The sequence below is a fragment of the Trichocoleus sp. Lan genome, assembly GCF_039961855.1.
GTDB lineage: Bacteria > Cyanobacteriota > Cyanobacteriia > Cyanobacteriales > FACHB-T130 > FACHB-T130.
On sequence record NZ_JAMPKA010000034.1, the window covers coordinates 1 to 24,498 of the forward strand.

A 24,498-nucleotide genomic window follows, 5' to 3' on the forward strand; every position below is an offset into this window, starting at 1 on the left:
ATTGCTGGGATTTAATCATTTAATTGCTGCAATGAATCAATTTAAACCCGGTTTGGCTTCTGGATAATTTAACTGATTTACTACTTGCTTCTCCGGAAAGTGACAGAAGAGGGATAATATTGGGAAAAAAACGGCTACTGGTTACAATCGTGTAGCGATCGCTCTGCAATTGGTAAATCTTAAGTTGGTTCTTTTTATACAACCAAACTTCCGGCACTCGATAGGGCAGGTAGTCATTTACATCCGTGTAGCTGGTTACATCTATCTCAATTACCAAATCGGGCGATGGCTCTATTTCCCAATTGATGCGGTCTTTGCCTGCAACTGCTGCCCAGTTATCGATATAAAAGCAGTAGTCCGGTTCAATGCCGCTAATCTCTGGGAGTTCCATCGTTAGGGGGGTAAATGCCTCGTAGTCCTGCCCTAAATGGTCTAGGAGAGCTGTTACCACCATTGCAATAATGTGGGCTTCTCGTCCGTGTCGGGGTAGCGGTGACATTAACAAAATCTCTCCGGGTCGATACTTGATACGAGGAATCGAGCGATCGCCTAAGTGCTGAGTTAGTGTTTGATAGTCCTGCCAACTACCGGGTAGCCGCACCACTGCGCCTGCGGATAACTGGATTTTCTCTGGTGTGATAATTGCAAACATGGAACTTACACCTCCACCTCCACTGTAATCCTTGTATTGCGCCTAACCATCCTGTCGCAGCACAAAACAATAAAAATGTTTTGCCTCAAAAAAAGCATTAATTGTCCGATAAAAAGGCTGATTAATCTTTTCCTAAACTCATAAAAATTGATAGGGTAAATTGTTGGAAAACCCTCTCGAATCAATGAATCAGTAATTTAGGCAATGTGAATATTCGGGTTTAGAGTAACAAGGCAAGTCAAAACGGCGATCGCGTCTTTTTTCATCCTCATTGCGAACTGACAAGTCAGCGCTTCGCGATCGCGCCATTCCCAAACATCGGCTTAAACGTGTGCTGAATACCTCTTATGGCAGACTTTCCAGGCACAACAATCTACCTGTAGCCGTCGCTACGCCTGTTTTAACCCTGGCACACTAGGCTAATATGAACATCTGTAACGGAAGCCTTGCCAGTTGGTAAAGAAATGTTAGTTCAACCGTAGCCACGGGCAACATAAAACAAAGGATGTCAATTTTATGGTAGTAGCAGTGGAAAATCAGTCTCCTCACCATGTTGTGATTGTCGGTGGCGGCTTTGGCGGACTTTATGCTGCCAAGGCATTGAGCGGCGCACCTGTCCATGTGACACTGGTCGATAAACGTAACTTTCATTTGTTTCAGCCACTCCTTTATCAAGTCGCTACCGGAACGCTATCCCCAGCAGATATTTCATCTCCTCTGCGTGCGGTACTCAGCGAGAGCAAAAATACTAAAGTGCTGATGGGAGAGGTAAAGGATATCGATCCACAACAGCGAAAAGTCATCCTCGCTGGCGAAGAACTGATCTACGACACGTTAATCGTTGCTACAGGTGTGAGCCATTTTTACTTTGGCAATGACCAATGGGCAACTGTAGCGCCAGGATTGAAAACCGTTGAAGATGCGCTGGAAATGCGGCGTCGCATTTTTATGGCGTTTGAAGCGGCAGAAAAGGAAACCGATCCCGAAAAACGGCGTGCCTGGTTGACGTTTGCGATCATCGGCGGAGGGCCGACGGGGGTAGAATTAGCGGGAGCGATCGCAGAACTCGCTTACAGCACCCTCAAGCGAGATTTCCGCAACATTGACACCGCTGAAGCCAAAATTTTGTTACTGGAAGGGATGGATCGCATCCTACCTCCCTACACACCAGAGTTATCTGCAAAAGCAGAAGCCTCTCTTCAGCGCTTAGGTGTCACTGTGCAGACAAAGACGCTGGTGACAAATATTGCAGAGAATATTATCACCACAAAACAAGGCGATAAAATCGAACAAATTCCAGCGAGAACAACCTTATGGGCAGCGGGAATCAAAGCTTCACCAATGGGGAAAGTTCTGGCAGAACGCACAGGCGCTGCAATTGACCGGGTGGGGCGGGTTATCGTTGAATCCGACCTGAGTATAGCAGGACATCCTAATATCTTTGTGGTTGGAGACTTGGCAAGTTTTTCTCATCAAAATGAGAAACCACTACCAGGTGTTGCACCCGTGGCGATGCAAGAAGGGGAATATGTTGCTAACCTGATCAAACAGCGGATTGCCGGTTACAGTATGGCACCTTTCCAATATGTTGACCGAGGCAGTATGGCTGTTATCGGGCGGAATGCTGCGGTAGTCGATTTGGGTTATGTGAAGTTTTCCGGTTTGCTCGCTTGGCTCACCTGGGTATTTGTTCACATTTACTTCTTAATTGAGTTTGATAATAAACTCATCGTCATGCTCCAGTGGGGTTGGAATTATTGGACTCGCAAACGTGGGGCAAGATTGATTACCGGCGACGAGGTAATTGGGAAGGTAGGAGTTGACGCTAACGGCGATTATTACGTGCCACTGAAGAGTAAAGAAACGGTGGAAGTTTAAACGCAAAGGTACGCGAAGGTTTACGCAAAGGTTCGCCGAGGAAAGATATTTCTTTGGGAACCTTTGTGTTTAAAAAGACGAAATTAATTTCGTCGATTAACTTGGGTAGCAGTGGCTTGATCGGTGGGGACTAAAAGTAATTCGCTGATATTAACGTGAGCAGGTCTAGTGACACAGAAAAATATTACATCGGCAATATCTTCTGGTGTTAAAGGGGTTAAACCTTGGTAAACTTTTTGAGCGCGATCGCTATCTCCGTGGAATCGCACTTGACTAAATTCCGTTTCAACTAACCCTGGATCGACTGAAGTGACTCGCACGGGCGTTCCTAGGAGGTCTTGCTTCAAACCTTCGGAAATTGATTTTACAGCGGCTTTAGAAGCACAGTAGACGTTACCACCGGGATAGGTTTGATGACCGGCAATGGAGCCAAGATTCACCACATGGCCTTTACCCCGGTTTACCATTCCTGGCACTAAATAGCGGGTGCAATAAAGTAAGCCTTTAATATTGGTATCGATCATTTCTTCCCAGTCTTGAATGCTGCCTTCGTGGAGTTTATTTAACCCCCGGCTAAGACCAGCATTGTTAATTAAGATATCGACCTCAGACCAAGCCTCTGGGAGAGAAGAAAAGGCGGATTCAACAGAAGCGCGATCGCGTACATCTAGTGCTAGTAGATGCAACTGGCAAGAAAATTCTTTGCTAAGTTCATCTGCGAGTTCCTGCAAGCGCTCTTGGCGTCGAGCCACTAAGATCAGTTTGGCACCCGCTTGGGCAAACATCTTGGCACAAGCAGCACCAATTCCACTACTCGCGCCAGTAATTACAACGATTTTGTCTTTGATAGAAATCATTCGGTTTAACGAAATTTTATGGCAATCTAAGTAAATCTTAAAACCCTCTTTTTTCTTTTATTCGCGTTTTTTGCAGTCTTTAAAAAGACTCCTTTTAAATCAAACAAAATTGCTATAAATTCTGAAAATTGAGCTTTGAATTCTTAATTAAATTAAAAACTCAAAACTCAAAACTCAAAACTATTTGGAAGGGCGACTGCCTTCTACAACCCGCAGGCGCTGAGTAACTGTTGTCATGCCTTGTTCGCGGATTACAACCGTTGATACCCAATAATTCCCTTTTGTCAGGGGAGCGCGACCTACCTTAAAAATTCCACCCGATGACAGTAACTCCAGATCCACCGGCGCGGGTTTGGCAAAGCGATCGCCCCGCACGGGTTCTTCCACTGCTGCTCCCAACATCAAATCGTCGCCTAGGGGTTCTTGGACGACTGCATCAAGGCTATAGGATTGACCAATGCGTACCTCTTCCGGTAACTTCATGTCCACCGTGGGAGGCTTTACGCCTGCGGTCGTCTGAGTGCGTTCTCCCAGAATCTCCTGCTGGACAATTTTTTGACCTTGAAAGCGCTGACGCGATCGCAAGGCGGACTCAAACTTCATATTTTTGCCATCGATTCGCTGGGTGCCAGTAATCTGAGTTACCGTCTCCGCAACCAGGGCATCGCCTTCCTTTTCCCAAGATTTGAGTTCTGTACGATAATTCAGGTTTGGATAGCGCTTCCAGAGTTGAGTTAAAGTCTGTTGCAGGCTCTGACGATTTAAGCCATCAGAATGGGTAAAATTCTGGCTATAGAACTGCATCACCGTATTGACATCCTGACGATTGGCAGCCGCATCAATTTGCGTGAGAGAATTTTTTAGCTCGACGGGTGCTGTTTCTGGACTCGCTGCCCGAACAGTGTTTGGATGAAGCAGGGACGTAAAAACTATAAAGGCAAAAATTTTCGACTTTTGCTTGATGAGAGAGTGGAACAAGCTGACGGACGGAGTTATCTGGTTACGCATCACAGACGTGTTTGAATAATTGGATAAAGAAAACCGTGTCGAGCAACAGACGTGCTAAAGAGTAGAAATCCTGGATGCTCTATTGGCTAATTTATAACTGATTTTTAATCTTATCCGAGCCAGGACAGCCAGTAGGAGATAGAAACTTTGGCAAATGAACCGAAACGATTGTTAATTGCAGCGAGTGGTACTGGGGGACATTTATTTCCCGCGATCGCGCTAGCCGAGAAACTGCCAGACTATGAAATTGAGTGGTTGGGTGTCCCGAACCGCCTGGAAACCCAATTAGTTCCGGCTCAATATCCCCTCAACACCATTGAGGTGGAAGGGTTTCAACAAGGGTTTGGACTGGGGACATTGGGCATTCTGCTGCGACTGACGGGTTCCATCCGGCAGGTACGCCAGCTACTTAAAGACAAGAATTTTCAGGGTGTATTCAGCACAGGGGGTTACATTGCTGCACCGGCGATTATTGCCGCGCGGTCCATTGGAATCCCGGTGATTATGCACGAATCCAATGCCCTCCCCGGCAAAGTGACTCGCTGGTTGAGTCCGTGGTGTAATAGCGTGGCGCTGGGGTTTGAATATGGAGCGCATTACCTACCCCGCGCTGGAACCGCCTACACAGGCACCCCAGTTCGCGCCCAGTTTCGCACCCCCCAAAAGCTGGAGTTGCCAATTCCTGAAGATGTCCCCTTGATTGCAGTCGTCGGTGGCTCTCAGGGCGCTGTTGCCGTCAATCAAATCGTCCGCGAGTGCGCCCCAGCGTGGTTGAATGCCGGTGCCTGGATTGTCCATCTGACGGGCGATAATGACCCTGATGCCCAAAGTTTCCAGCATCCTCAGTATCTTTCCATGCCGTTTTATGACAATATGGCGGCACTTTTGCAACGGACGAACCTGGCAATTAGCCGCGCTGGCGCTGGGACATTAACTGAACTTGCGGTTACGCAAACCCCAGCGATTCTCATTCCCTACCCTTTCGCCGCCGAAGATCATCAAGTCTACAATGGGGCAATTTTTAACTCAGCAGGCGCTGGTTTGGTATTCCGGCAGTCAGAACTGACGCCTCAGTTACTAGAAAGTAAGGTATTGAATTTATTGCAGTCGCCCGAACAGCTACAACAAATGGCTCAAAAAGCTGCTACGCTAGCAGTTCCTGACAGTGCCGAACGTTTAGCCGATCTGGTGCGCCGAACGTTGTAGCTAAAAGGCTTTCAGTCACAAAGCCTTTGGATGAGAAATTAGGATTTATCCACAAATTGGAACAGCCAATTTAACGCCAGTAATTGTTAGTTTTGAGGAGGGGCAACTTTAAGAGAAAGTTGCCCGTACAGTTGTTCCTTGCAAACCATGAAACTCAAAATCGCAACAGCTATACTCCTTGCCACTATTGGCTTCGTGGCTCCAGCTAAAGCGCAAGATTCCGAACCACTCAGCCCAACAACGCCCTCATCTCCAGCGCAACCGACTTCAGATCCAGTTTTGGAAGCCTGCGCCCAAGACCAAGCCGATACTTTACCCAATCCTTTCTCAGATGTGCCGTCGAATCACTGGGCATTCAAAGCGGTTCTAAGTATGTATTATTGTGGCGCTTATCGAGGGTCAAGTTCACCTGAGAGGGTTAAACCATTTCTGCAACAACAGATTCCTCAACAAAGCAGCAATCTGCCTAAAACTAGAGTGAAAGTTCCTCAAACTTAGGAGGATTTTGTGTATAAGTAAGGATGCGATCGCTCTCAGAAAAGTGCCGAGAGCGATCGCATCCTTCTGATAGTCAATAGCCTAGTCTATACCCGCGTACCACATAATTTTGCGATGTAAAAGTGAGGTCAGTTGACAATGACTCAAGAACTCACCGACTTAAAAGCTTCCATTCTGGAAGGAAGATACGAAGATGCTTTGTCCCTGGTGGATGATTTGGAAGGGATGAGTAAAAAAGCTATTTTGCAGAATATTGAGAGCTTTCTCAGTAGAATGCTGGTTCACTTGATAAAGAATAAAATTGAGCAGCGTTTAACTAATTCTTGGGCAGTTTCTATTCGAGATTCGCTTCTAAAGATTCAAGCTTTAAATATGAAAGAAAATAAAACTTCCTTCTATATTAACCAGGATGAATGGGAATCTTACCTGGAAAATTCTTTTGAAGATGCTATATTCGCGGCAAGTGTGGAAGTTTTAAATGGGAATTATACCCCATTTCAACTACAAGATATGGTAAGCAGGACGGAGATAATTGTCGCAGCAAATAAACTTCTAAGCTTGACCTATTCCAATTCAGCCAAGGCATTGCGCGACATTATTAGTGAGGAATTGAGTAAATTACCAGGCGCGGAAGAGTGGAAATTAGGAAAATAAAGTAAATTTGTTTCGGCTAGGATGCAGTAATTACACTGCTACTCTTAAGAAACAAGTCTTCCCACTCGTACTAAAATGCGATCGCGCCGCCCTCACTAACCTTTGTTCCTGTTTCTCTTCCTCCGCGTCCTCTGCGTCCTCTGCGGTTCGTTTCCAACTTAAACAGTGAATTCGTGAATTCCCCCCATTCAATCTCTCTCGAAGTTCAAGAAACAGGCAGTCGCATTGACCGCTATCTTTCCCAACAACTACCAGATTTATCCCGTTCGCGCATCCAGAAACTAATTGAAGACGGCAACGTGCTACTGAACGGCACCGTCTGCACGTCCAAGAAAGCAACCATGCAAATGGGCGACCGCCTATCTTTAACGATTCCAGAAGTGCGATCGCTAGACCTGCAACCAGAAGAAATCCCTTTAGATGTTCTTTATGAAGATGATTCCCTAATTATCATCAACAAACCGGCGGGTTTAGTCGTTCATCCAGCCGCAGGACACGAAGCAGGCACTCTCGTCAACGCTCTTTTAGCCCACTGTCCTCTCGCGGAAATTGGCGGGGTGCAACGTCCGGGAATTGTCCATCGTCTTGACAAGGATACGACGGGGGCAATGGTTGTTGCCAAAACCGACCAAGCCCACCAACACCTGCAAGCTCAACTAAAAGCTAAAACCGCACGTCGGGAATATCTGGGCGTCGTCTACGGTTCTCCCCGCGCTGAGGGCGGCACAATTGACCAGCCTATCGGTCGTCATTCGGGCGATCGCAAAAAAATGGCTGTCGTACCGCTAGAGAAGGGGGGACGAGCGGCGATGACTCACTGGCGGGTGCAGGAACGCCTGGGAAACCACACGTTGATGCTTTTTCAACTCGAAACAGGTCGCACCCACCAAATTCGCGTTCACAGCGCCTACATCGGTTATCCAATTGTGGGAGATCCCGTTTACAGTTCCGGTCACTCTGTCGGGGTCAATCTTCCCGGTCAAGCGCTCCATGCTTGGCGGCTTCGATTGCAACATCCAGTAACCGGGGAGTTGATAGAAGCGATCGCACCCCTACCCTCAGCATTTGTAAAGCTTCTCGATGTGCTGCGAAGACGAATTGCTGCCACTAATCCACAATCGATAGACCGATAAGGCTTTATATATTTACATAAAACTACATAATTACATTTAGCTCCAAAAAACACCTAACCCTTGCCGAGAAACTTTTTAAACAAATATTAAGAAACTATAAAGACAAAAACCTTGGTTTTTTTGAGTATAAATACTTGGAGAATTGTAACGAAGTATGTGGGAAATAAAATCCAAGACCCCTGGAAGAGTAAGGATTTGAGCTTTTATTCATGGCTCTTGAGATTGCTTAATAAATCTTAAAAAACAAAGCTGCGAAGGCGTTGTATAAAAATAACCGGAGGGATCAATAACAGACAAAAGTTAAACAAGACACGGATTTATCAAGGTTGCAAATCTCTCATAAAAGCACGGACTTTTCTCATATTTCTGTGAAAACCAATTTGTTGCAGGTAAAGTAACAGAAGGGATGGGAGAGCGACTTAAAAAGCGTGTTGGACTTATGTCTGGGCTTGACCAATCCAAGAGCTGATTCAATAGATTGAAGTAGCTCTGCTTGACAAATATCGACGTTTTAAAAAACCACACTCATCCAAATCAGTAGTAGGAGATTGAGTTCATGTTAGATGCATTCGCCAAGGTTGTTTCTCAGGCTGATGCCCGCGGTGAATTCTTGAGCACCGAGCAGCTCGATGCCCTGACCAATGTTGTCAAGGATGGCAGCAAGCGTTTGGATACCGTTAACCGCATCACCAGCAATGCTTCCAGCATTGTTGCCAACGCCGCTCGTGCTTTGTTTGAAGAGCAGCCTCAACTGATTCAACCAGGTGGAAACGCATACACCAACCGTCGTATGGCAGCTTGCCTCCGCGACATGGAAATCATCCTGCGCTACGTTACCTATGCCACAATTGCTGGTGATTCTAGCGTGTTGGACGATCGCTGCTTGAACGGTCTACGCGAAACCTACCAAGCTCTAGGCGTTCCTGGTGGTTCTGTTGCTGCTGGCGTCCAAAAGATGAAAGAAGCTGCGGTCAAAATCGCTAATGACCCCAATGGCATCACCAAGGGCGACTGTAGCCAACTGATGTCTGAAGTAGCTAGCTACTTCGATCGTGCCTCATCTGCTGTTGCTTAAGAACAACTAGCAAGCTTGCTGTTGGATAGACGCGAACATTCGCGTTGTTTAGTCGAAAACTTTGCAAACACTTTTAGGGAGATACCTCAACAATGAAGACCCCGATTACTGAAGCCATCGGCGCAGCCGATACCCAAGGTCGTTTCTTAGGCAACACCGAACTGACTGCTGTTAACGGTCGCTTTGAGCGTGCCGCTGCCAGCATGGAAGCTGCCCGTGCATTGACCCAAAAGGCTCAGCAACTGATTGATGGTGCTGCTCAAGCCGTGTACCAAAAGTTCCCATACACCACCCAGATGCAGGGGCCTCAGTATGCTTCTGACTCTCGTGGTAAATCCAAGTGTGCCCGTGACATCGGTCACTATCTGCGGATGGTTACCTACTGTCTAGTTGCTGGTGGTACAGGTCCAATGGACGAGTACCTGATTGCCGGTTTGGATGAAATCAACCGCACATTCGAGCTGTCCAACAGCTGGTACGTAGAAGCCCTCAAGAACATCAAGGCCAATCATGGTCTGACTGGTCAAGCTGCTAACGAAGCCAACACCTACATCGACTACGCCATTAACGCCCTGAGCTAGTATTCAGGTGCGGTGCCCGGAAGAATCAGCGAGTGTTGGCGTGCTTGCTAGCAGTTGCTAATTTTTCCGGGCATTGTTTTTCTCAATTTGAGTATAAAAATCTTAAAAAGTTGTTGCGTTGGGAGAGCAAGAATGGCCGGTTTAGTGGCGTCGAATTTAGCAGCAGCAGGCCGCCTAGGTCTTTCTGCATTTGATGAAACACGGGTGGAACTGCGGCCTGACTGGACAGAGGACGATCTGCAAGCGGTAATCCGCGCGGTTTACCGTCAGGTACTAGGCAACGATTACATCATGAAGTCGGAACGCCTAACCTATGCTGAATCGCAGCTTCGGCAAGGAAATATAACGGTAAGAGATTTTGTCCGCGCGATCGCTAAGTCAGATCTATACAAAAACAAGTTTTTCTTTCGCAATTCCAATACCCGCTTGATCGAACTCAACTACAAGCATTTGCTAGGGCGGGCACCTTACGCAGAGGATGAGATAAACTCCCACCTCAATATCTATGAGGAACAGGGGTACGACGCAGAAATCGATTCCTACATCGACAGCGTTGAGTATGAAGCCAACTTCGGAAACAACGTTGTCCCTTATTATCGTGGATTTATGGTAGAGCCGGGAGTGAGAACGACCGGCTTTACTCGTATGTTCCGCCTGTATCGGGGTTATGCGAATAGCGATCGCTCCCAAGTTGGAGGAAAAACTCCCCGACTGATGGGCGAATTGAGCCGAAATGAGGCTTCTACAATTTTCCAACCCTCTGGCAGTTCTTCGTCCTGGAGATCGGCAGCGATTCCTCAAGACGCAGCCCCCAGAAAAGCCCTCGGCGGTACTAAGGAACAAAGCGGACGGGTTTATCGCATTGAAGTGTCTGGAATTCTCAGCCCAGGCTACCCGAAAGTCCGTCGCAGTAGCAACGCCTTCCTAGTGCCCTACGAGCAGCTGTCCCAAAAACTACAGCAAATTACGAAACAGGGCGGCAAAATTGTCAGCGTTTCACCCGCTTAAGGTGAGCAGATTCTAAGTGTCATCGCACTTAGTCTTTTTTGAATGAATCTTTTTTGACAATGGTGATGACACCAACTATCAAGTTTCATGTCATCACCCCCTCAACTGTTTTCAACCCAATTACAGGAGCTATTTCAACGATGTTTGGACAAACTGCACTTGGGAGCGGTACTTTGGGTGACGCTGCCAATCGGGTATTTCGCTACGAAGTCGAAGGTTTACGTCAGACTTACGAATCTGACAAACTCAGCTATCCCATTCGCCGTAGTGGCAGTTTCTATATCACAGTGCCCTACAGCCGCATGAATGAAGAAATGCAGCGGATTAACCGCATGGGTGGCAGAATCGTCAACATTCAGCCTTTAACTCTGGATGGAGACAGCGAAGCTAAAAGCCAAGCGACAACAGCCCATCAAAATCATGACGCTGAAGGCAAGCGCTAAGCCGATTCAGCTTACCCAGAAAGCCCATTCAGCCATGTTCGTAAAAGCCAAGTCATTGCACTCCTACGATGCGATCGCCTAATCCCGATCGATATTCTGAATCAGACTCACCGTCCGGACATCCACCGGGTAGCGAACCGCTAACGGTGGAGCAGGCAATTGCCAATCTCCGCCATGAAGATTTAAGTCTCCGCTACTATGCTGCCTGGTGGCTGGGTAAATTCCGCGTGCGCGAGTCTGCTGCTGTAGAAGCTCTGATTACAGCTTTGGAGGATGAATCGGATCGGACAGAGCTAGGTGGATACCCCCTCCGTCGCAATGCCGCACGAGCGCTAGGGAAACTAAGCGATCGCCGAGCCGTTCCAGGGCTGATTCGTTGTTTGCGCTGCTCCGACTTCTATGTTCGAGAAGCCGCAGCTCAGTCTTTGGGAATGCTAGGCGATCGCACCTGCATTCCGGAACTGATGCAACTGCTAGAAGGGGGTGTGGTAGCCGCTCTGCCAGTACCAGGGCGACCTCATCTGACACAACCCTATGAAGCAGCGCTGGAAGCCTTAGGAGCACTTCAAGCGGCGGAAGCAACTGCTCAGATTCAACCGTTTCTGGAGCATCCTGTCGCGCGGGTGCAATATGCAGCAGCGCGGGCAATGTACCAGTTAACGGAAGATTCCGTTTATGGGGAACGCTTGGTTCAAGCATTGGAAGGCAGCGATCTGCAACTGCGCCGCATCGTATTATCAGACTTGGGTGCGATTGGTTATCTGCCAGCAGCGGAAGCGATCGCCAGTGCTGCCACCGAAAATAGCTTCAAACTCATTGCCCTCAAAGGGCTGCTGGAACACGTACAGGCACGAGCGATCGCGTCTTTACACCCAGATGAACCGAATTCGCTATCTGCTGACGCCATCAGGGTGATGACCCTGATGGATGCTTTGTTATAGTCAATTGTCGTTTTCTAATGGCTAATCGCAAGTAGCAAATGGCAATTAACAACTAGCAATCAGTAAGTAGCTAGACATAACTTAAACAGCACGTAGCCTATAGGTAGGGTGGGCACTGCCCACCCATTGCACGGCACGGGTGGCAGTGCCCACCCTACTGCTTCGTTTATTTATGCTCAGCTACTTAACAAATGGCAATTGACAATTCGCAATTCGCCATTGACCACCGAGCGCCGATGATGGACTAATGACTGATTCGCCCCAAGAACTGATTCGTGCCATTGAACAGGCAGATTCCCCCGGACGTTTGGTGGCGTCAGTCCGAGCCTTAGCTGCCGCCCGTCTAGAAGTTGGGATTCCTACCCTGATCGCCGTCTTAGGTTATAACAACCCAGGAGCGGCAGTAGCAGCAGTAGACGGGCTGATTCAGTTAGGGGAAATCGCCGTACAACCCTTGCTGGAAAAACTGGACGCCTATGACTACGGTGCCAGGGCTTATGCGATTCGTGCCCTAGCCGGAATCGCCGACCCCCGCGCTTTAGACATCTTAGTAGAGGCAGCAGTCACCGACTTCGCGCCCAGCGTTCGCCGCGCTGCTGCGAAAGGGCTGGGAAACCTCCGGTGGAACACGTTGAATGCCCAACAGATTCAAAGCGCGATCGCTAGGGCATTGGAAACCCTGCTGCTCATTTCTCAAGACCAGGACTGGGCGATTCGCTACGCCGCTGTCGTCGGCTTGCAAGCACTCTCCACTCAGTTGGAAGTCCGCCCGTCCATCCAAAAGCGATTAGCGGAAATGGCTTTAGATAATGACCCAGCAGTTCGTGCCAGAGTTCAGCTGGCTCACCAGTCATTAGTGATGAGTCCTTAGCAAAGGCCCATTCGTCTTTTATTCATGGACTCATCACTAACAGGTAACAACTAACAACTAACAACAAAAAATATGCCAATTCCACTTCTTGAAATTACACCAACCACGCAGAATCAGCGTGTAGAAGGGTACGAAGTACCTGATGAGGACGACGCACAGATTTATCGATTGACAGATGCAACCTCAGACACGGCAATTAATGACTTGATCTGGGCTGCCTACCGGCAAATCATCAGCGAACATTTAATTTTAGAAAGCTACCGCCAACCTTTTCTAGAATCTCAACTGCGGAATCGAGCCATATCCGTGCGCGAGTTTATTCGAGGATTGGGCAAGTCCGATGTTTATCGGCAGTTGGTGGCAGACACGAACTCCAACTACCGCTTAGTTGACATCACTTTCAAGCGGTTTCTGGGACGCGCTACCTATGGCAAAGACGAGCAAATTGCTTGGTCAATTGTAATTGCTTCCAAGGGATTGCATGGCTTTATCGATGCCGTTGTTGATAGCGAAGAATACCGCCAGAACTTCGGCGATGAGATTGTACCTTATCAGCGCCGCCGGTTTAACGAGCGACCCTTTAACTTGGTCAACCCCCGGTACAGTGATTACTGGCGCGGTCGCATGATGGGTCTAGATACTCGGAGTTACTTCCAAGTGGGGGGTCAAAACGCCGCGGGTAAAACCTCGGTTCGTCAAGCAATTCCAAACAACTTCTTGGAAATGGCTCGGAGTATTGCCCCTAGCGAAGTCAACTACCAGCGCACCAGAGATCGGGTACTCTCTCAAATTAAAAACATGGAGATTCCCGACACGAGGAGCAAAGCTGCCAACTTGCAACCTGCTGTAGGTCGCACCGACGTAGCCCTTCCTTACCGCTACCTTTATCCAACGCCCAAAGCCTAAAGGCTAATGGCTAATTGTTCATGGTTCATGGCAATTAGCAATCCAACAAGATAGGAACTAACAATTTACCTATGTCCATCCCTTTGCTTTCATACAAACCCAGTTCGCAGAACCAGCGAGTATCGGGTTACGAAGTGCCAAACGAAGATACTCCCCGGAGTTATCGCCTTGAAAACTGCATTGACAATAGCGACCTTGAAGAATTAATCTGGGCAGCCTACCGTCAGGTTTTCAGCGAACACGAAATCCTCAATTCTTTTCGTCAAGTTGACCTAGAATCTCAAGTGAAGAACCGCGCCATTACTGTGCGCGACTTCATCCGAGGTTTGGCGAAGACTGAGGGATTTTACCGCTTGGTTGTTGAGAAAAACTCCAACTATCGAGTCGTCGAAGTTTGCCTCAAACGGATCTTGGGCAGGGCACCCTACAACAAAGACGAAGAAATCGCCTGGTCAATTAAGATTGCCACTAAGGGACTGAGCGGCTTCATTGATGCCCTAGTCGATAGTGAGGAGTATCAGTCTAACTTTGGCGACAGTACGGTGCCTTATCAGCGTCGTCGCTACAAAGATCGACCCTTTAACTTGGTGACGCCTAGCTACGCCGATTACTGGCGCGATAAGGAAGAAAGTGCACGCTACAAATGGGGCAATGTGCAAAACTTCTTGGATATGGCACGGGCAATCAACCCGAAAGCTGTCACCAATACTGTTACCGTTAACACGGCTAACATCAAAATTCCCGACATGACACGGGATAATACAGCGCAAGAGACACGAGTCTCGATTAACTCGCAAGTAAGTTTTCCTCTCCGGTAGCACGGGGATTCCATCGACCAGAGGATACCCCGATGCTGGAAAATAGGAAGTCTCAACCACTTTATAAGGGAGATTTTTAAATGGCACTGCCATTACTTGAATACAAACCAACCACCCAAAACCAACGAGTTAAGAGCTTTGGAAAAGCGGATCTTAACGAAGATACCCCATACATCTATCGCGTGGAAGATGCCAATTCACCGATAGAAATGGAGCAGCTGATTTGGGCGGCTTATCGCCAAGTCTTCAGCGAGCATGAAATCCTCAGATTCAACCGTCAGATTACCCTAGAATCTCAGCTGAAAAATGCGACGATTACAGTAAGGGAATTTATTGCTGGTCTGGCGAAGTCAGAGGCATTTTACCGTGTGGTTGTCTCGGTCAATAACAACTATCGCCTTGTAAACATTTGTCTCAAGCGTTTTTTAGGTCGGGAGCCTTACAACAAAGCCGAAGAAATCGCTTGGTCGATTAAAATTGCCACTTTGGGCTTCAGCGGTTTTGTTGATGCCTTGGTGAACAGCGAAGAATATACCGACAACTTTGGGGACTTCACCGTACCCTACCAGCGCAAGCGGATGGAACAGCGTCCTTTTAACCTGGTGACGCCTCGCTATGGCGAAGACTTCCGCGAAAGTGCTGGCACAGTCAAGACCGATTGGCGCTTCACTGTGGAGAAGTTCTACAGCCGCAAGAACCAAGAACGGCAACTTCCCGAAGGCGATCCCCGCCGGTTCCGCGAGGTTGCGGCGTCGCTCAGTACCAAGCGCAACTACCCACAACGGGTCTCTGCGTTTGACATTGACTACCTCAGCCGAGTGCCCGTGCGTGGCAACCGCTAAGGGATAAAGTGCTAGTTTCCTAGACTGCTTGCACTTCTGATAAAACTAAACTGTGGCTCTGATTCCTGCTCTCAATACAGCTAGATAATGTCCTATAAAGACATCTAGTCGTTAGAGTGAGCGGTCATCAGAGCCACAAACTTTTTGGGTGCATACGGCATAGGCGATCGCCTACTCACACCTCATCTGGATTAATCCCTATTGAGCGCAATCTCTCTGCTAATTGCTCTGCTCTAGCTTGAGCCGATTCTTTCTGTTATTGCTGGTTGCTAAGGCGTAGTATCTCTCGCACTTCTACTAAAATTTGCCCCAACATATTCTTGCCACTACCATCAGCACCGCAACCCCAATAATAATCACCAGGTGCATTTTCAACAATTAACTCATCGCCTGTACAAAGTAATTCTTCGCGAATGTCGGCATGAGTCTCAAATTTACGTAGCACGGCTTTTCGCATAATGTCATCTTTTACCTGTTCCCAATCGGGACGCAGGGGCCGCGATCTCTCTCGTCCCATTCTCGCCGCATCCTTCGGTGTCTTTACCTGGCGAATTTGGTCAGCGTGAGGCGTTCCAACAAACTTTTGCGCTTGAAAATAATGTTCGCTGGTAGGCCAATAAAACTCATCTAATTCAAAGCCGTGAGGCGAAAAATTGGAGAAACAACCATATTTTTCGCAGGTACTGTAAAAGTAAATTGTCATTTTAAAAGTAGTTAGTCTAGTGAATCCCGCTCGACAAAGTTAGAATTAACGACTGAATTATTGCTCATCTATTTTTAGCACCTGTTTTAACAAATTGCGTTCTTCGGTAGGAAGCTTTAGCAAGACACGCGGATCGCTTTTTGTCTGGCGATAGGAAACAGCAGCATTGAGAAGACGTAGAGGGATTTGAAATTCTTTACAATCGCTCGTTAGTTCTTGCCATACCTCCAACCATGCCCGTGCTGATTTGTCGCTAACCATTTCTGACATCAAAGCGGGAATGCTCTCTACAAGTCCTTTTCCCAATGAGGGGAGAACTTTGTGCTTTTTGTAAAGCTCTACTAGGATTGTGATCCGCGATCGCCATATCGCTGCATCGTGCGTACTGTTGAACAGGTTGCGGATAATTGCCTTCGTGTCTCCGTTATCTGGTTTATCCCTATGAGCAAAGCGATTGAGCGCATTGTCTAAGGCTGCGATGCTTCTATCCCAGCATTGAATAGCTTCCCAGGATTGTCCTATAGAGTAGTAGACGCTACACAGATTGCTCAGAGAATTGACTTCCCCTGAACAATCTGCCATCTCCTGTGCAATTGCCAAAGACTGCTGATAGTAATCAATTGCTAAGCGATATTGCCCTAGCAATTGATAAGCATTGCCTAAATTCATCACACAAGTGCTTCCACCTCGGCGGTCTCCAATCTCCCGTGCAATTGCCAAAGACTGCTGATAGTAATCAATTGCTAAGCGATATTGCCCTAGCAATTGATAAGCATTGCCTAAATTCATCACACAAGTGCTTTCACCTCGGCGGTCTCCAATCTCCCGTGCAATTGCCAAAGACTGCTGATAGTAATCAATTGCTAAGCGATATTGCCCTAGCAATTGATAAGCATTGCCTAAATTCATCACACAAGTGCTTTCACCTCGGCGGTCTCCAATCTCCCGTGCAATTGCCAAAGACTGCTGATAGTAATCAATTGCTAAGCGATATTGCCCTAGCAATTGATAAGCATTGCCTAAATTCATCACACAAGTGCTTTCACCTGGGCGGTCTCCAATCTCCCGTGCAATTGCCAAAGACCGCTGATAGTAATCAATTGCTAAGCGATATTGCCCTAGCAATTGATAAGCATTGCCTAAATTCATCACACAAGTGCTTTCACCTCGGCAGTCTCCAATCTCCCGTGCAATTGCCAAAGACTGCTGATAGTAATCAATTGCTAAGCGATATTGCCCTAGCGAGTGATAAGCATTGCCTAAATTGCCAAGAGAATAAGCTTGACCTTGACGATCCTCTATCTCCCTTACCATTCTGAGAGACTGCTGATACAAAGCAATTGCTTGTTGGTATTGCCCTAGCGAGTGATAAACATTGCCTAAATTGCTGAGGGAATATGCTTCACCCTGGTGATAGTTTATCTTCTGTACTATCTCTAGAGACTGCTCATATAACCCGATTGCTTGTTGGTATTTTCCTAGGGATTGGTAAACATTCCCTAAATTACTGAGGGAATATGCTTCACTTTGGTAATCACCAATTTTCTTAGCAATAGTTAACGAGATATTATAATATTCAATAGCTTTCTGGTACTCTCCTATGGAGTAATCAGCATTGCCCTTTTTGACGTAAGTATTATATTCTTCTCTGTCCACTGCCACACGAGAATTTTGACAGTTTTTTTTTATTTCCTGTAGCGCCAGAAGTACATATTGTCGCTCAAGGACAGCATCAACCGAGAGCATCTCTAATCGCCGTTCCAACTCCGTCTGCGTGTACCAGAGACGCAAAAAGTCCACAAATAACCGAATTGGCTCTCCTCGCTGCTTCTTCACTTCAAGACAGAAGCGCATCAGCGGTTCGCGAATTTCATAATATGACTCGCGTCCAACAGGTTCGGAACTAACGTAGCGCATTTCCAGCAGTTTTTTGAGTTGGCTGGATGCTGTCTGATGAGTTATGAAACAGCGTTGAGCAATTTCTTTGACGGTGACAGCTTGGCGGCGATCGCATAACACATCAACAATCTTGCACTGCTGCGGCGAGAGACATTTCATCCGTTCCTGGTAGTAAGGCGTTAGGTCATCCAACATTGCCATAAACGCTTCCACCAGTTCATCAAGCGACTTGCGGGTGAGGAACGCGGAGAAAATAATATAGACGCGAGGACTGCCACCAGAAAGGTAATGAACTGCTTGGATGCGATCGCGTCCGATTGGGGTTTGGATAAAAGATTCTAGATCGCGATCACCCTCCAGTTTTGCCACATTCGTCAATAGCTGCACAGCTTCATCCAATGTCAGCGCCTTCAAGTAGCGGACGCGGAAGAAACCATAGAAGGGCGAAGTCTGAAGTTTAACTCCATTAAATAAGCTCTGAGCTGTCGCCACAATTGTGCAAAAGGCATTTTCTTGCAGGTATGCACGCAGTTGTTTTTGCCCTTCGTCATCCAACCCCGCAAACACTTCATCCAGGTTTTCCATCAGAAGGAGCAGCGTCCGATTCCCGATGACTTCTTTGAGTAATGCAGCGGCTACACGCTCAGCATCCTCAGCTGGTAATTCGTAAAGCGATTCAACACGCTCAACCAGTTGGGCATCCTCATACTCTTTGTGCAATGCTCGAAAGATACGCAGTAGCAAGTCTAGAAAGGATGTGACACCCCATTCGTCCTCTCGTAACCATGCGATGAGGAGGCGATTTTGTAGGTCATCCATCTTGCGGATGCGATGATAAACCAGTGAAATAAAGTGCGTTTTACCAATACCACGCGGCCCGATCAGTAGCGTGTAGTGCTTTGATGGAGTTGTAGTACTTTCGTGGATAAGTTCAACTAGCTGCTGTGCTAGCTTATGACGCTGGACAAAGATATTTTCTAACGCTTCGGGCGTCATCAAACTGGGGGTGAAGCGAGACAGGTATGTTACTTTCATACTGCTTAACACCTCTGCATCTGCCACCAACGTTGAATCAACGGAAAGCGAAAGTAATAGCCTTCAGGTTGCAGGCTAATGTAGCGATCTTGCTGAATTAGTGTCAGTACATCCCTTGCTCTTTCACGATCTGCGTTACTCAGCTGAGACTGAAGTCTGTTAAACAGTTCATCAAACGGCAGTGGTTGATTAGTAACAGCCAAAATATCCAGCAGGTTCAGCACCAGCTGTTTTTCGTCGTTGGCGTAGTAGGTGTCAATTCTCTCGCGGTAGTAACGCAAATCCCAAGGATCTTGTGCATCAATAAGATAAGAGTTGACAACCTCATCGACCATCGCAACATTCACTGTGTCATCCTCTTGTACCAGATGGTCAACAATGTGATGAATAAAGTAGGGAATGCCATCTACAGCAGTTGCGATCGCCTGCGCTGTTCCCTGTAAGTCGTCCGTATCGATACTTTCTCCCTCTAGCAACCGTCGCGCTAATTCCTGAGCGTCAGCAGGTGACAGTGGCGGCACATCTACAGTTTTCATATCGTTTGTTGGACGGTTGGCATACCCTGCTCTTTTTAGGTAAGTGAGGACGTTGTGTAAGCCAATCGAGCCTGTATAGACCATCCGCAATTCGGAGTGCGTCTGACGAAGCGATCGCAGCGTGTCCAGAATTTCCATTGCCGCACTCTCGCCTTCTCGCTTCTTAATGTTGTCGAGCATCAACGGCATTTCATCCCAAAAGAAAATGACCGTGCTGTCTTGATGCTCCACTAAGTCTTCTATGGTTTTAGAGAGCAGGGTTTTCCACTGCTGAGCTACATTATCCGGGAACTTGACTACACTACCAATCTCAATGCCCGCCAAGTTTTTCAGCAATTGCCTTGCTTTTGCCGCCGTCTGTTGTGAACGACTTAAATAGCCCTCTACATCCTCAAAGATAGTCTGGGCAAATTCCAAGGGTGATCGCACTTTTTCCAAGTCGCGGTACACAGGTAACTTGTCGGCTGGAGCCTCCGCTCTCATCTTCTTAAGAATGCTGGTTTTCCCCATCCGCCGTTCTGCACTGAGGACGAGGCTCTGTCGCTCTAAACTACGCCACAAGCTCTGAATCAACTTATCCCGCCCAAATACCTCAGATGGAGCGATTTCTCCCCCTGGATTGGCTCTCATTTGTCAGACATGGATCTACGTTGATTTTATTGTACGTCTTTAACGACGTATATTTAATGGATTAAGAGGAGTAGTACAGAAACTTTATCGCTAATAAATATTCACTGACTGGAGCGATCGCTTTTGAAAATGGACCAATGCGATCGCAGCCAAAGCATCTCGACCGAGTGCGCGGTAGGCAGCATCCAGCAGTTTGACAGCAGCCGCTTCTCGTTCTGGATTCCCGCCGGAAAGCCAGTGCAAGTCCCGACCGAATGCCAGCGCCTCAGCCGGTTGACCCTCGGCACAAGCTTCTAGTGCTGCCGCAATCCAGTCTTGGACAATGGGGGCATCCCCTAAGATAGCCGTTCTGATTACTTCAAGATCGCGCTGAGGGAAAGTTTCGGCGCTGAAGCCGGGAATTGCCACCCCCGCACCATCCTCAGTCGCAATCCTGGCACCCAGCCGCTGTTGTTTGTAGGCTTTCTCGTACAGACTTCCCATTTCAGGGCGTTCCGCGGTTTCAAACGCCATCACCGCATCGCGGAGTGCTGAGAGTCTAACTCGTCGATGCCGAGAATCGTTGTCATAGCGGTCATATTCCAGCTGAGAGACCGCTTTTTCGATTTGGAAGCGAACCTGTTGGAGCAATGTTTGACAACCGTCATCACAGACGGGAATGCCATCGTTGTTCCAGTAATACATCACACCCGTGGGCAGTTCTCTGGGGTCATCGTACCAAAGACCAAAATGCAGACCATCGCCGCCCCCGTACAGCAAAGTGAGAAACTCCGGCGGATCGCGGTAATAGCGGTAATGTAAGCGATGGTCAAGTTCTGGTATGGGTTTTCGCTGCAAACCTTCTTCACTGAATAAATCAAACAAACCGCAAGGTGTTGCAATCCAGTGCATTTCTTGCCGCTCAATCGGAGTTAAGCTGAGCCAGAAAGCCCAGAATGCAAAAACATGGTCGGGTAAGGTCAAGCCGTGGGTTTGTTGTACCAGCGATCGCACTCTTTCCACCAACGCTTGGGCTTTTTGTCGGGCATTTAAGCGCATCTGCTCGATCGTGGCAGCATCGGGCAGATTTTCCTGACGCCATGCCATATATTCCGCTTTCCAGGAACGTTCATTTGCCGCTTGCCACAGATGTCGCCAGATATCCGTCCAATGACCTGAATCATCAGGACATTCTTTTATTTGCTGACGCGCTGCTTTGTAGAATTCTTCGTGCCGATAGGCGTTTGGCGTCCAGCGTTCTGTTTCTGTTTCCCAGCGTTGTTTTGCCCATGAGACACCATGTTCTGCGATCGCGGTAAAAGATGCTTCAAAAGCATTGAGCAAAGTCTGTCGTTCTACAGCAACTTTCGCCTCAAATTCTTGACGAAATGCACAGAAAGCAGACCACTCGGCAACTAAATCATCCTCTGGTCGATCCAACTGCTTCAGCCACCAATTATCAAATTCCTCCTGAAGCATCTGGTCGATATCTTTTTCAATCTCGTCCCGGAAACGCGGACGGGGGTCTTCACCCAGTAGCTCGAATTGCTCTTGATTTAGGGTGATTTCTGCTTTGCGACCCAATATTTCGACTTCAACAACAATCTTTTCTCCAGGCTGCAACTTAACTACCACACCCTGAAAATCACTAAAGGGGCCTGCGGTTATCGCTCCTACGCTTCCTGGTTTGAAATTTTTCATTTCCTCCCTCCTCACAGCATCGCTAAGCGGATGCGGGGTAAGCGCAGCGGTCTTGCAACTAGCACTCCTCGCTTGTCTGAAGTTCTCTTGTCAGGCTCTTAAACCATCTTAATTTTACTCTGATGACTGGCGGCAAATCTAAACTGTTGGGCATCCTTCTGCTAGGCTCGGAATCACTGCTATTGACTTTTTGTTTCCTGTACAGCCACTGACAAGCAATCGAGAATCAGAAATTAAATTTCATTGTTTTATGAGTTTTATGATTGTAATTTTAAGTAAAATCTTCTAAAAATGTTGATAATTAAATCAAATAAAATATAATCATTGGTTTATATAGTTTTAATTTAAAAATAGTTGCATTTGTTATTTTCACTATCCTAAATTAAAAACTTTCTATTAATAAAGCTCAACGGTAAATACTGAAGTGCAAGCATTACTGTAACGCTCCGATCGCATCGTTGAGAGGATTAGCAACTCCAAACTAATTTAAGCGTGACCCATCTCAACAATATTTTCCCACGAGGAAAACATTCGTAGGCAATTTCTACCTTCATGCTTAGCTCTGTAAAGCGCTCGATCTGCTTGATGTAATAAATCTTGAGAATCAACTAAATTAACAGCACTAGCGATCGCGCCACCGACACTGATGGTAATGGGTAGCAGCAGCTCGTTAGAAATCTTGAAAGGGCATTCGGCGATGCAAGAGCGTAAACTTTCACCATACTCTAAACCATTGTGCAGATTCAGTCCCAGGGTGATGCAGACAAATTCTTCACCACCATAGCGATACAACAGACTGCTAGGGCGTGCATTGGACTGTAGTCGTCCGGCGATCGCTTGCAGCACACAATCCCCCACTGTGTGACCATACGTATCGTTCACCCGCTTAAAATGATCCACATCAATCAGAAATACACACAAATAACGGTAGCGAGTATTCGCATCGCGGTTGCCGACTTGCCGCAGCATATGAGGCAATGCCTGATCCATTGCCCGCCGATTTAATAAACCTGTTAACTGATCGGTCAGCGACAAAGATTCTAGCAATTCATTACGGGCAGTCAATTGCTGATTCGCTTGTCGCAGTGCCTGATTCGCTTCGCTCAATTCTTGCGTTAACCGCTGCAATCGCAATCCCGCGCCCACCCGCGCCCGTAATTCACTCATATCAATCGGTTTTGGGAGATACTCATCAGCGCCAGTATCTAAACCCTCCACCCGGTCTTTTACATCCCCACGAATCGTCAGCAAAATAAAAAATGCCAAAGATAATTCTGGATCGGATTTAACCTGGCGGCACACTTCCAGCCCATTGATGACTGGCATCATCCAATCACAAATAATTAGATGAGGGTGTAGCTGCTTTGCTTTCTTTAATCCCTCTTCACCATTCGCCGCTACTATGACTTCATGACCTAGAAGTTGGAGTGAGTTTTTGACGACTAACCGAACGCTAGGATCGTCATCAATAATTAAAATTTTTGACGTGGAACCAAGCTGCGTCCCTCCAGACCGATTGGCGTGAAGAAGGACTGGAGTTTCACCCTCCACCCTCTCCCAGTCAATTATCTCAAACAAAAAAGATTGAATCTTTTGGAAATGATTTTCTATTTGAATTACCAATTGAGTCACTTCCTTAAAGTTTTTTTGTTGGCTCTGAAGTTCTAATCGGTCGGCTAAATTTTTTAATTTGTTGACGCCAACATTCGCACTAGCACCCCGAATTTGATGGGCTTTATGTTCAATCGCTTCAAAATTTTTAGAAAAAGTTGCTGATTTTATCGATGATAAGTTTACTTTTGTATCTTCTAAAAAGGCTTGTAGAATTTCGTTTCGCAATTTCAGATCCCCCAAGGTTATATCGTCTAAGCGATTTAAATCCACCCAGTCATTGACGCTTGACTCGTCCGGGTTAGCACTGGAGTCAACGGGAATAATTTTACTTGTTAAATCTATAGATGAGGAGGCAGATGAGGATGCGATTGCCTGCTTATTTTTAATAATAACTTCAATCCAATTTTCTAATTTAGCTGCCAACTCTTCCTCACGAACCGGCTTAAGTAGATAATCATCCATGCCGACCTTTATACAGCGCTCCCGATTTGCTTTCATGCCGTTGGCAGTCATTGCAATCAAGATTGTCTGTCGCGCATCACCTTCTAATTGACGAATTCTTTGTGCAGTTTCATAACCGTCTAGTATCGGCATCTGGCAATCGAGGAGGATTAGGTCATATTTTCCTTGGGATCTCATCCATAATGCTTCTTGACCATTAGCAGCAACATTTGCTTCATACCCTAACTTCTTTAACTGTTTAAATACAACCGTCTGACTCACAAGGCTATCTTCAACTAATAGAATTTTTAGGTATTCTTGCTTGGTCATAGAAATGATGAATGATTTCACTCTTGCCTAAATGAGCGGAAATTTATTGTCTGTATAATTACTTACATTAGCAGGCAATCTGGAACGTTCCAGCAGTTTCTTGCAATCGGCATTTTTGTGGATGTTAACAGAAAATTTGGGCGATCGCTCTTAGGGAAGCCATAACGAGGCAGGAGATATAGCGATCGCCCTCGATTTGAATAACTTTACAAATATGCATTGCTTTGAATACACCTGTAAAAATTAGAATGCTACCCTT

Annotated in this window: 22 protein-coding genes; 14 read left to right on the forward strand and 8 right to left on the reverse strand. The window is 47.0% G+C overall.

Annotated elements, in window-relative coordinates; genetic code table 11:
* Positions 1-19: 19 nt before the first annotated feature.
* On the reverse strand, positions 20-652 hold the full coding sequence (locus tag NDA03_RS23535) for a Uma2 family endonuclease (protein ID WP_348239305.1): 633 nt from the start codon (positions 650-652) through the stop codon (positions 20-22).
* A 516-nt stretch (positions 653-1,168) separates the two neighbouring features.
* On the opposite strand from NDA03_RS23535, the gene NDA03_RS23540 reads away from it, so the two are divergent.
* On the forward strand, positions 1,169-2,530 hold the full coding sequence (locus tag NDA03_RS23540) for an NAD(P)/FAD-dependent oxidoreductase (protein ID WP_190529562.1): 1,362 nt from the start codon (positions 1,169-1,171) through the stop codon (positions 2,528-2,530).
* Between the two features lie 83 nt (positions 2,531-2,613).
* Here the strand turns inward: NDA03_RS23540 and NDA03_RS23545 are convergent, their stop codons facing one another.
* Positions 2,614-3,387, reverse strand: a complete 774-nt coding sequence (locus tag NDA03_RS23545) for an SDR family oxidoreductase (RefSeq protein ID WP_348239306.1) — start codon at positions 3,385-3,387, stop codon at positions 2,614-2,616.
* A gap of 180 nt (positions 3,388-3,567) precedes the next feature.
* The gene (locus NDA03_RS23550; RefSeq protein ID WP_348239330.1) at positions 3,568-4,395 is read right to left on the reverse strand and encodes a nuclear transport factor 2 family protein; all 828 of its coding nucleotides are present in this window, start codon (positions 4,393-4,395) and stop codon (positions 3,568-3,570) included.
* A gap of 147 nt (positions 4,396-4,542) precedes the next feature.
* Between NDA03_RS23550 and murG the strand changes: the two genes are divergently transcribed.
* The 13 genes from murG (at position 4,543) to NDA03_RS23615 (ending at position 15,371) form a co-directional block, all read left to right on the forward strand.
* Entirely contained in the window at positions 4,543-5,601 is a 1,059-nt protein-coding gene (gene murG, locus NDA03_RS23555; protein WP_190434002.1) for an undecaprenyldiphospho-muramoylpentapeptide beta-N-acetylglucosaminyltransferase, read from the forward strand.
* A 147-nt stretch (positions 5,602-5,748) separates the two neighbouring features.
* Complete coding sequence (locus tag NDA03_RS23560; RefSeq protein ID WP_190411801.1) at positions 5,749-6,099, forward strand: S-layer protein; 351 nt, start codon at positions 5,749-5,751, stop codon at positions 6,097-6,099.
* 138 nt (positions 6,100-6,237) lie between these two features.
* Positions 6,238-6,753 carry a DUF29 family protein gene (locus NDA03_RS23565; protein ID WP_190411800.1) on the forward strand — a complete coding sequence of 172 codons (516 nt, stop codon included), beginning with the start codon at positions 6,238-6,240 and terminating at the stop codon, positions 6,751-6,753.
* 173 nt (positions 6,754-6,926) lie between these two features.
* Positions 6,927-7,886 (forward strand): RluA family pseudouridine synthase, encoded by a 960-nt coding sequence (locus NDA03_RS23570; protein WP_190411799.1) that lies wholly within the window; start codon positions 6,927-6,929, stop codon positions 7,884-7,886.
* Positions 7,887-8,442: 556 nt separating this feature from the next.
* Entirely contained in the window at positions 8,443-8,961 is a 519-nt protein-coding gene (locus NDA03_RS23575) for a phycocyanin subunit beta (RefSeq protein WP_190411798.1), read from the forward strand.
* Positions 8,962-9,053: 92 nt separating this feature from the next.
* Positions 9,054-9,542, forward strand: coding sequence for a phycocyanin subunit alpha (cpcA, locus tag NDA03_RS23580; RefSeq protein ID WP_190411797.1), 489 nt, complete (start codon positions 9,054-9,056; stop codon positions 9,540-9,542).
* A gap of 132 nt (positions 9,543-9,674) precedes the next feature.
* Positions 9,675-10,550 carry a phycobilisome linker polypeptide gene (locus NDA03_RS23585; protein WP_190986799.1) on the forward strand — a complete coding sequence of 292 codons (876 nt, stop codon included), beginning with the start codon at positions 9,675-9,677 and terminating at the stop codon, positions 10,548-10,550.
* A 65-nt stretch (positions 10,551-10,615) separates the two neighbouring features.
* The gene (locus NDA03_RS23590) at positions 10,616-10,993 is read left to right on the forward strand and encodes a phycobilisome linker polypeptide (protein WP_242030379.1); all 378 of its coding nucleotides are present in this window, start codon (positions 10,616-10,618) and stop codon (positions 10,991-10,993) included.
* 68 nt (positions 10,994-11,061) lie between these two features.
* Positions 11,062-11,934, forward strand: coding sequence for a HEAT repeat domain-containing protein (locus NDA03_RS23595; protein ID WP_348239307.1), 873 nt, complete (start codon positions 11,062-11,064; stop codon positions 11,932-11,934).
* A gap of 247 nt (positions 11,935-12,181) precedes the next feature.
* The gene (locus NDA03_RS23600; RefSeq protein WP_190529575.1) at positions 12,182-12,805 is read left to right on the forward strand and encodes a HEAT repeat domain-containing protein; all 624 of its coding nucleotides are present in this window, start codon (positions 12,182-12,184) and stop codon (positions 12,803-12,805) included.
* Between the two features lie 72 nt (positions 12,806-12,877).
* Entirely contained in the window at positions 12,878-13,711 is an 834-nt protein-coding gene (locus NDA03_RS23605) for a phycobilisome rod-core linker polypeptide (RefSeq protein ID WP_190411793.1), read from the forward strand.
* Between the two features lie 71 nt (positions 13,712-13,782).
* Positions 13,783-14,529, forward strand: a complete 747-nt coding sequence (locus NDA03_RS23610; protein WP_190411792.1) for a phycobilisome rod-core linker polypeptide — start codon at positions 13,783-13,785, stop codon at positions 14,527-14,529.
* 80 nt (positions 14,530-14,609) lie between these two features.
* Positions 14,610-15,371, forward strand: a complete 762-nt coding sequence (locus NDA03_RS23615) for a phycobilisome rod-core linker polypeptide (protein ID WP_190411791.1) — start codon at positions 14,610-14,612, stop codon at positions 15,369-15,371.
* A 256-nt stretch (positions 15,372-15,627) separates the two neighbouring features.
* Here the strand turns inward: NDA03_RS23615 and NDA03_RS23620 are convergent, their stop codons facing one another.
* From NDA03_RS23620 to NDA03_RS23640, 5 genes are all read right to left on the reverse strand, one after another.
* Positions 15,628-16,074: an NADAR domain-containing protein gene (locus NDA03_RS23620; protein WP_348239308.1), complete on the reverse strand. Its 447-nt coding sequence runs from the start codon at positions 16,072-16,074 to the stop codon at positions 15,628-15,630.
* Between the two features lie 57 nt (positions 16,075-16,131).
* On the reverse strand, positions 16,132-19,008 hold the full coding sequence (locus NDA03_RS23625; protein ID WP_348239309.1) for a tetratricopeptide repeat protein: 2,877 nt from the start codon (positions 19,006-19,008) through the stop codon (positions 16,132-16,134).
* Positions 19,009-19,013: 5 nt separating this feature from the next.
* Complete coding sequence (locus NDA03_RS23630; RefSeq protein ID WP_348239310.1) at positions 19,014-20,174, reverse strand: AAA family ATPase; 1,161 nt, start codon at positions 20,172-20,174, stop codon at positions 19,014-19,016.
* Positions 20,175-20,264: 90 nt separating this feature from the next.
* A complete protein-coding gene (locus NDA03_RS23635) occupies positions 20,265-21,854 on the reverse strand; it encodes an ADP-ribosylation family protein (protein WP_348239311.1) in 1,590 nt (529 codons plus the stop codon).
* A gap of 486 nt (positions 21,855-22,340) precedes the next feature.
* Positions 22,341-24,239 carry a response regulator gene (locus tag NDA03_RS23640; protein ID WP_348239312.1) on the reverse strand — a complete coding sequence of 633 codons (1,899 nt, stop codon included), beginning with the start codon at positions 24,237-24,239 and terminating at the stop codon, positions 22,341-22,343.
* Between the last annotated feature and the right edge of the window lie 259 nt (positions 24,240-24,498).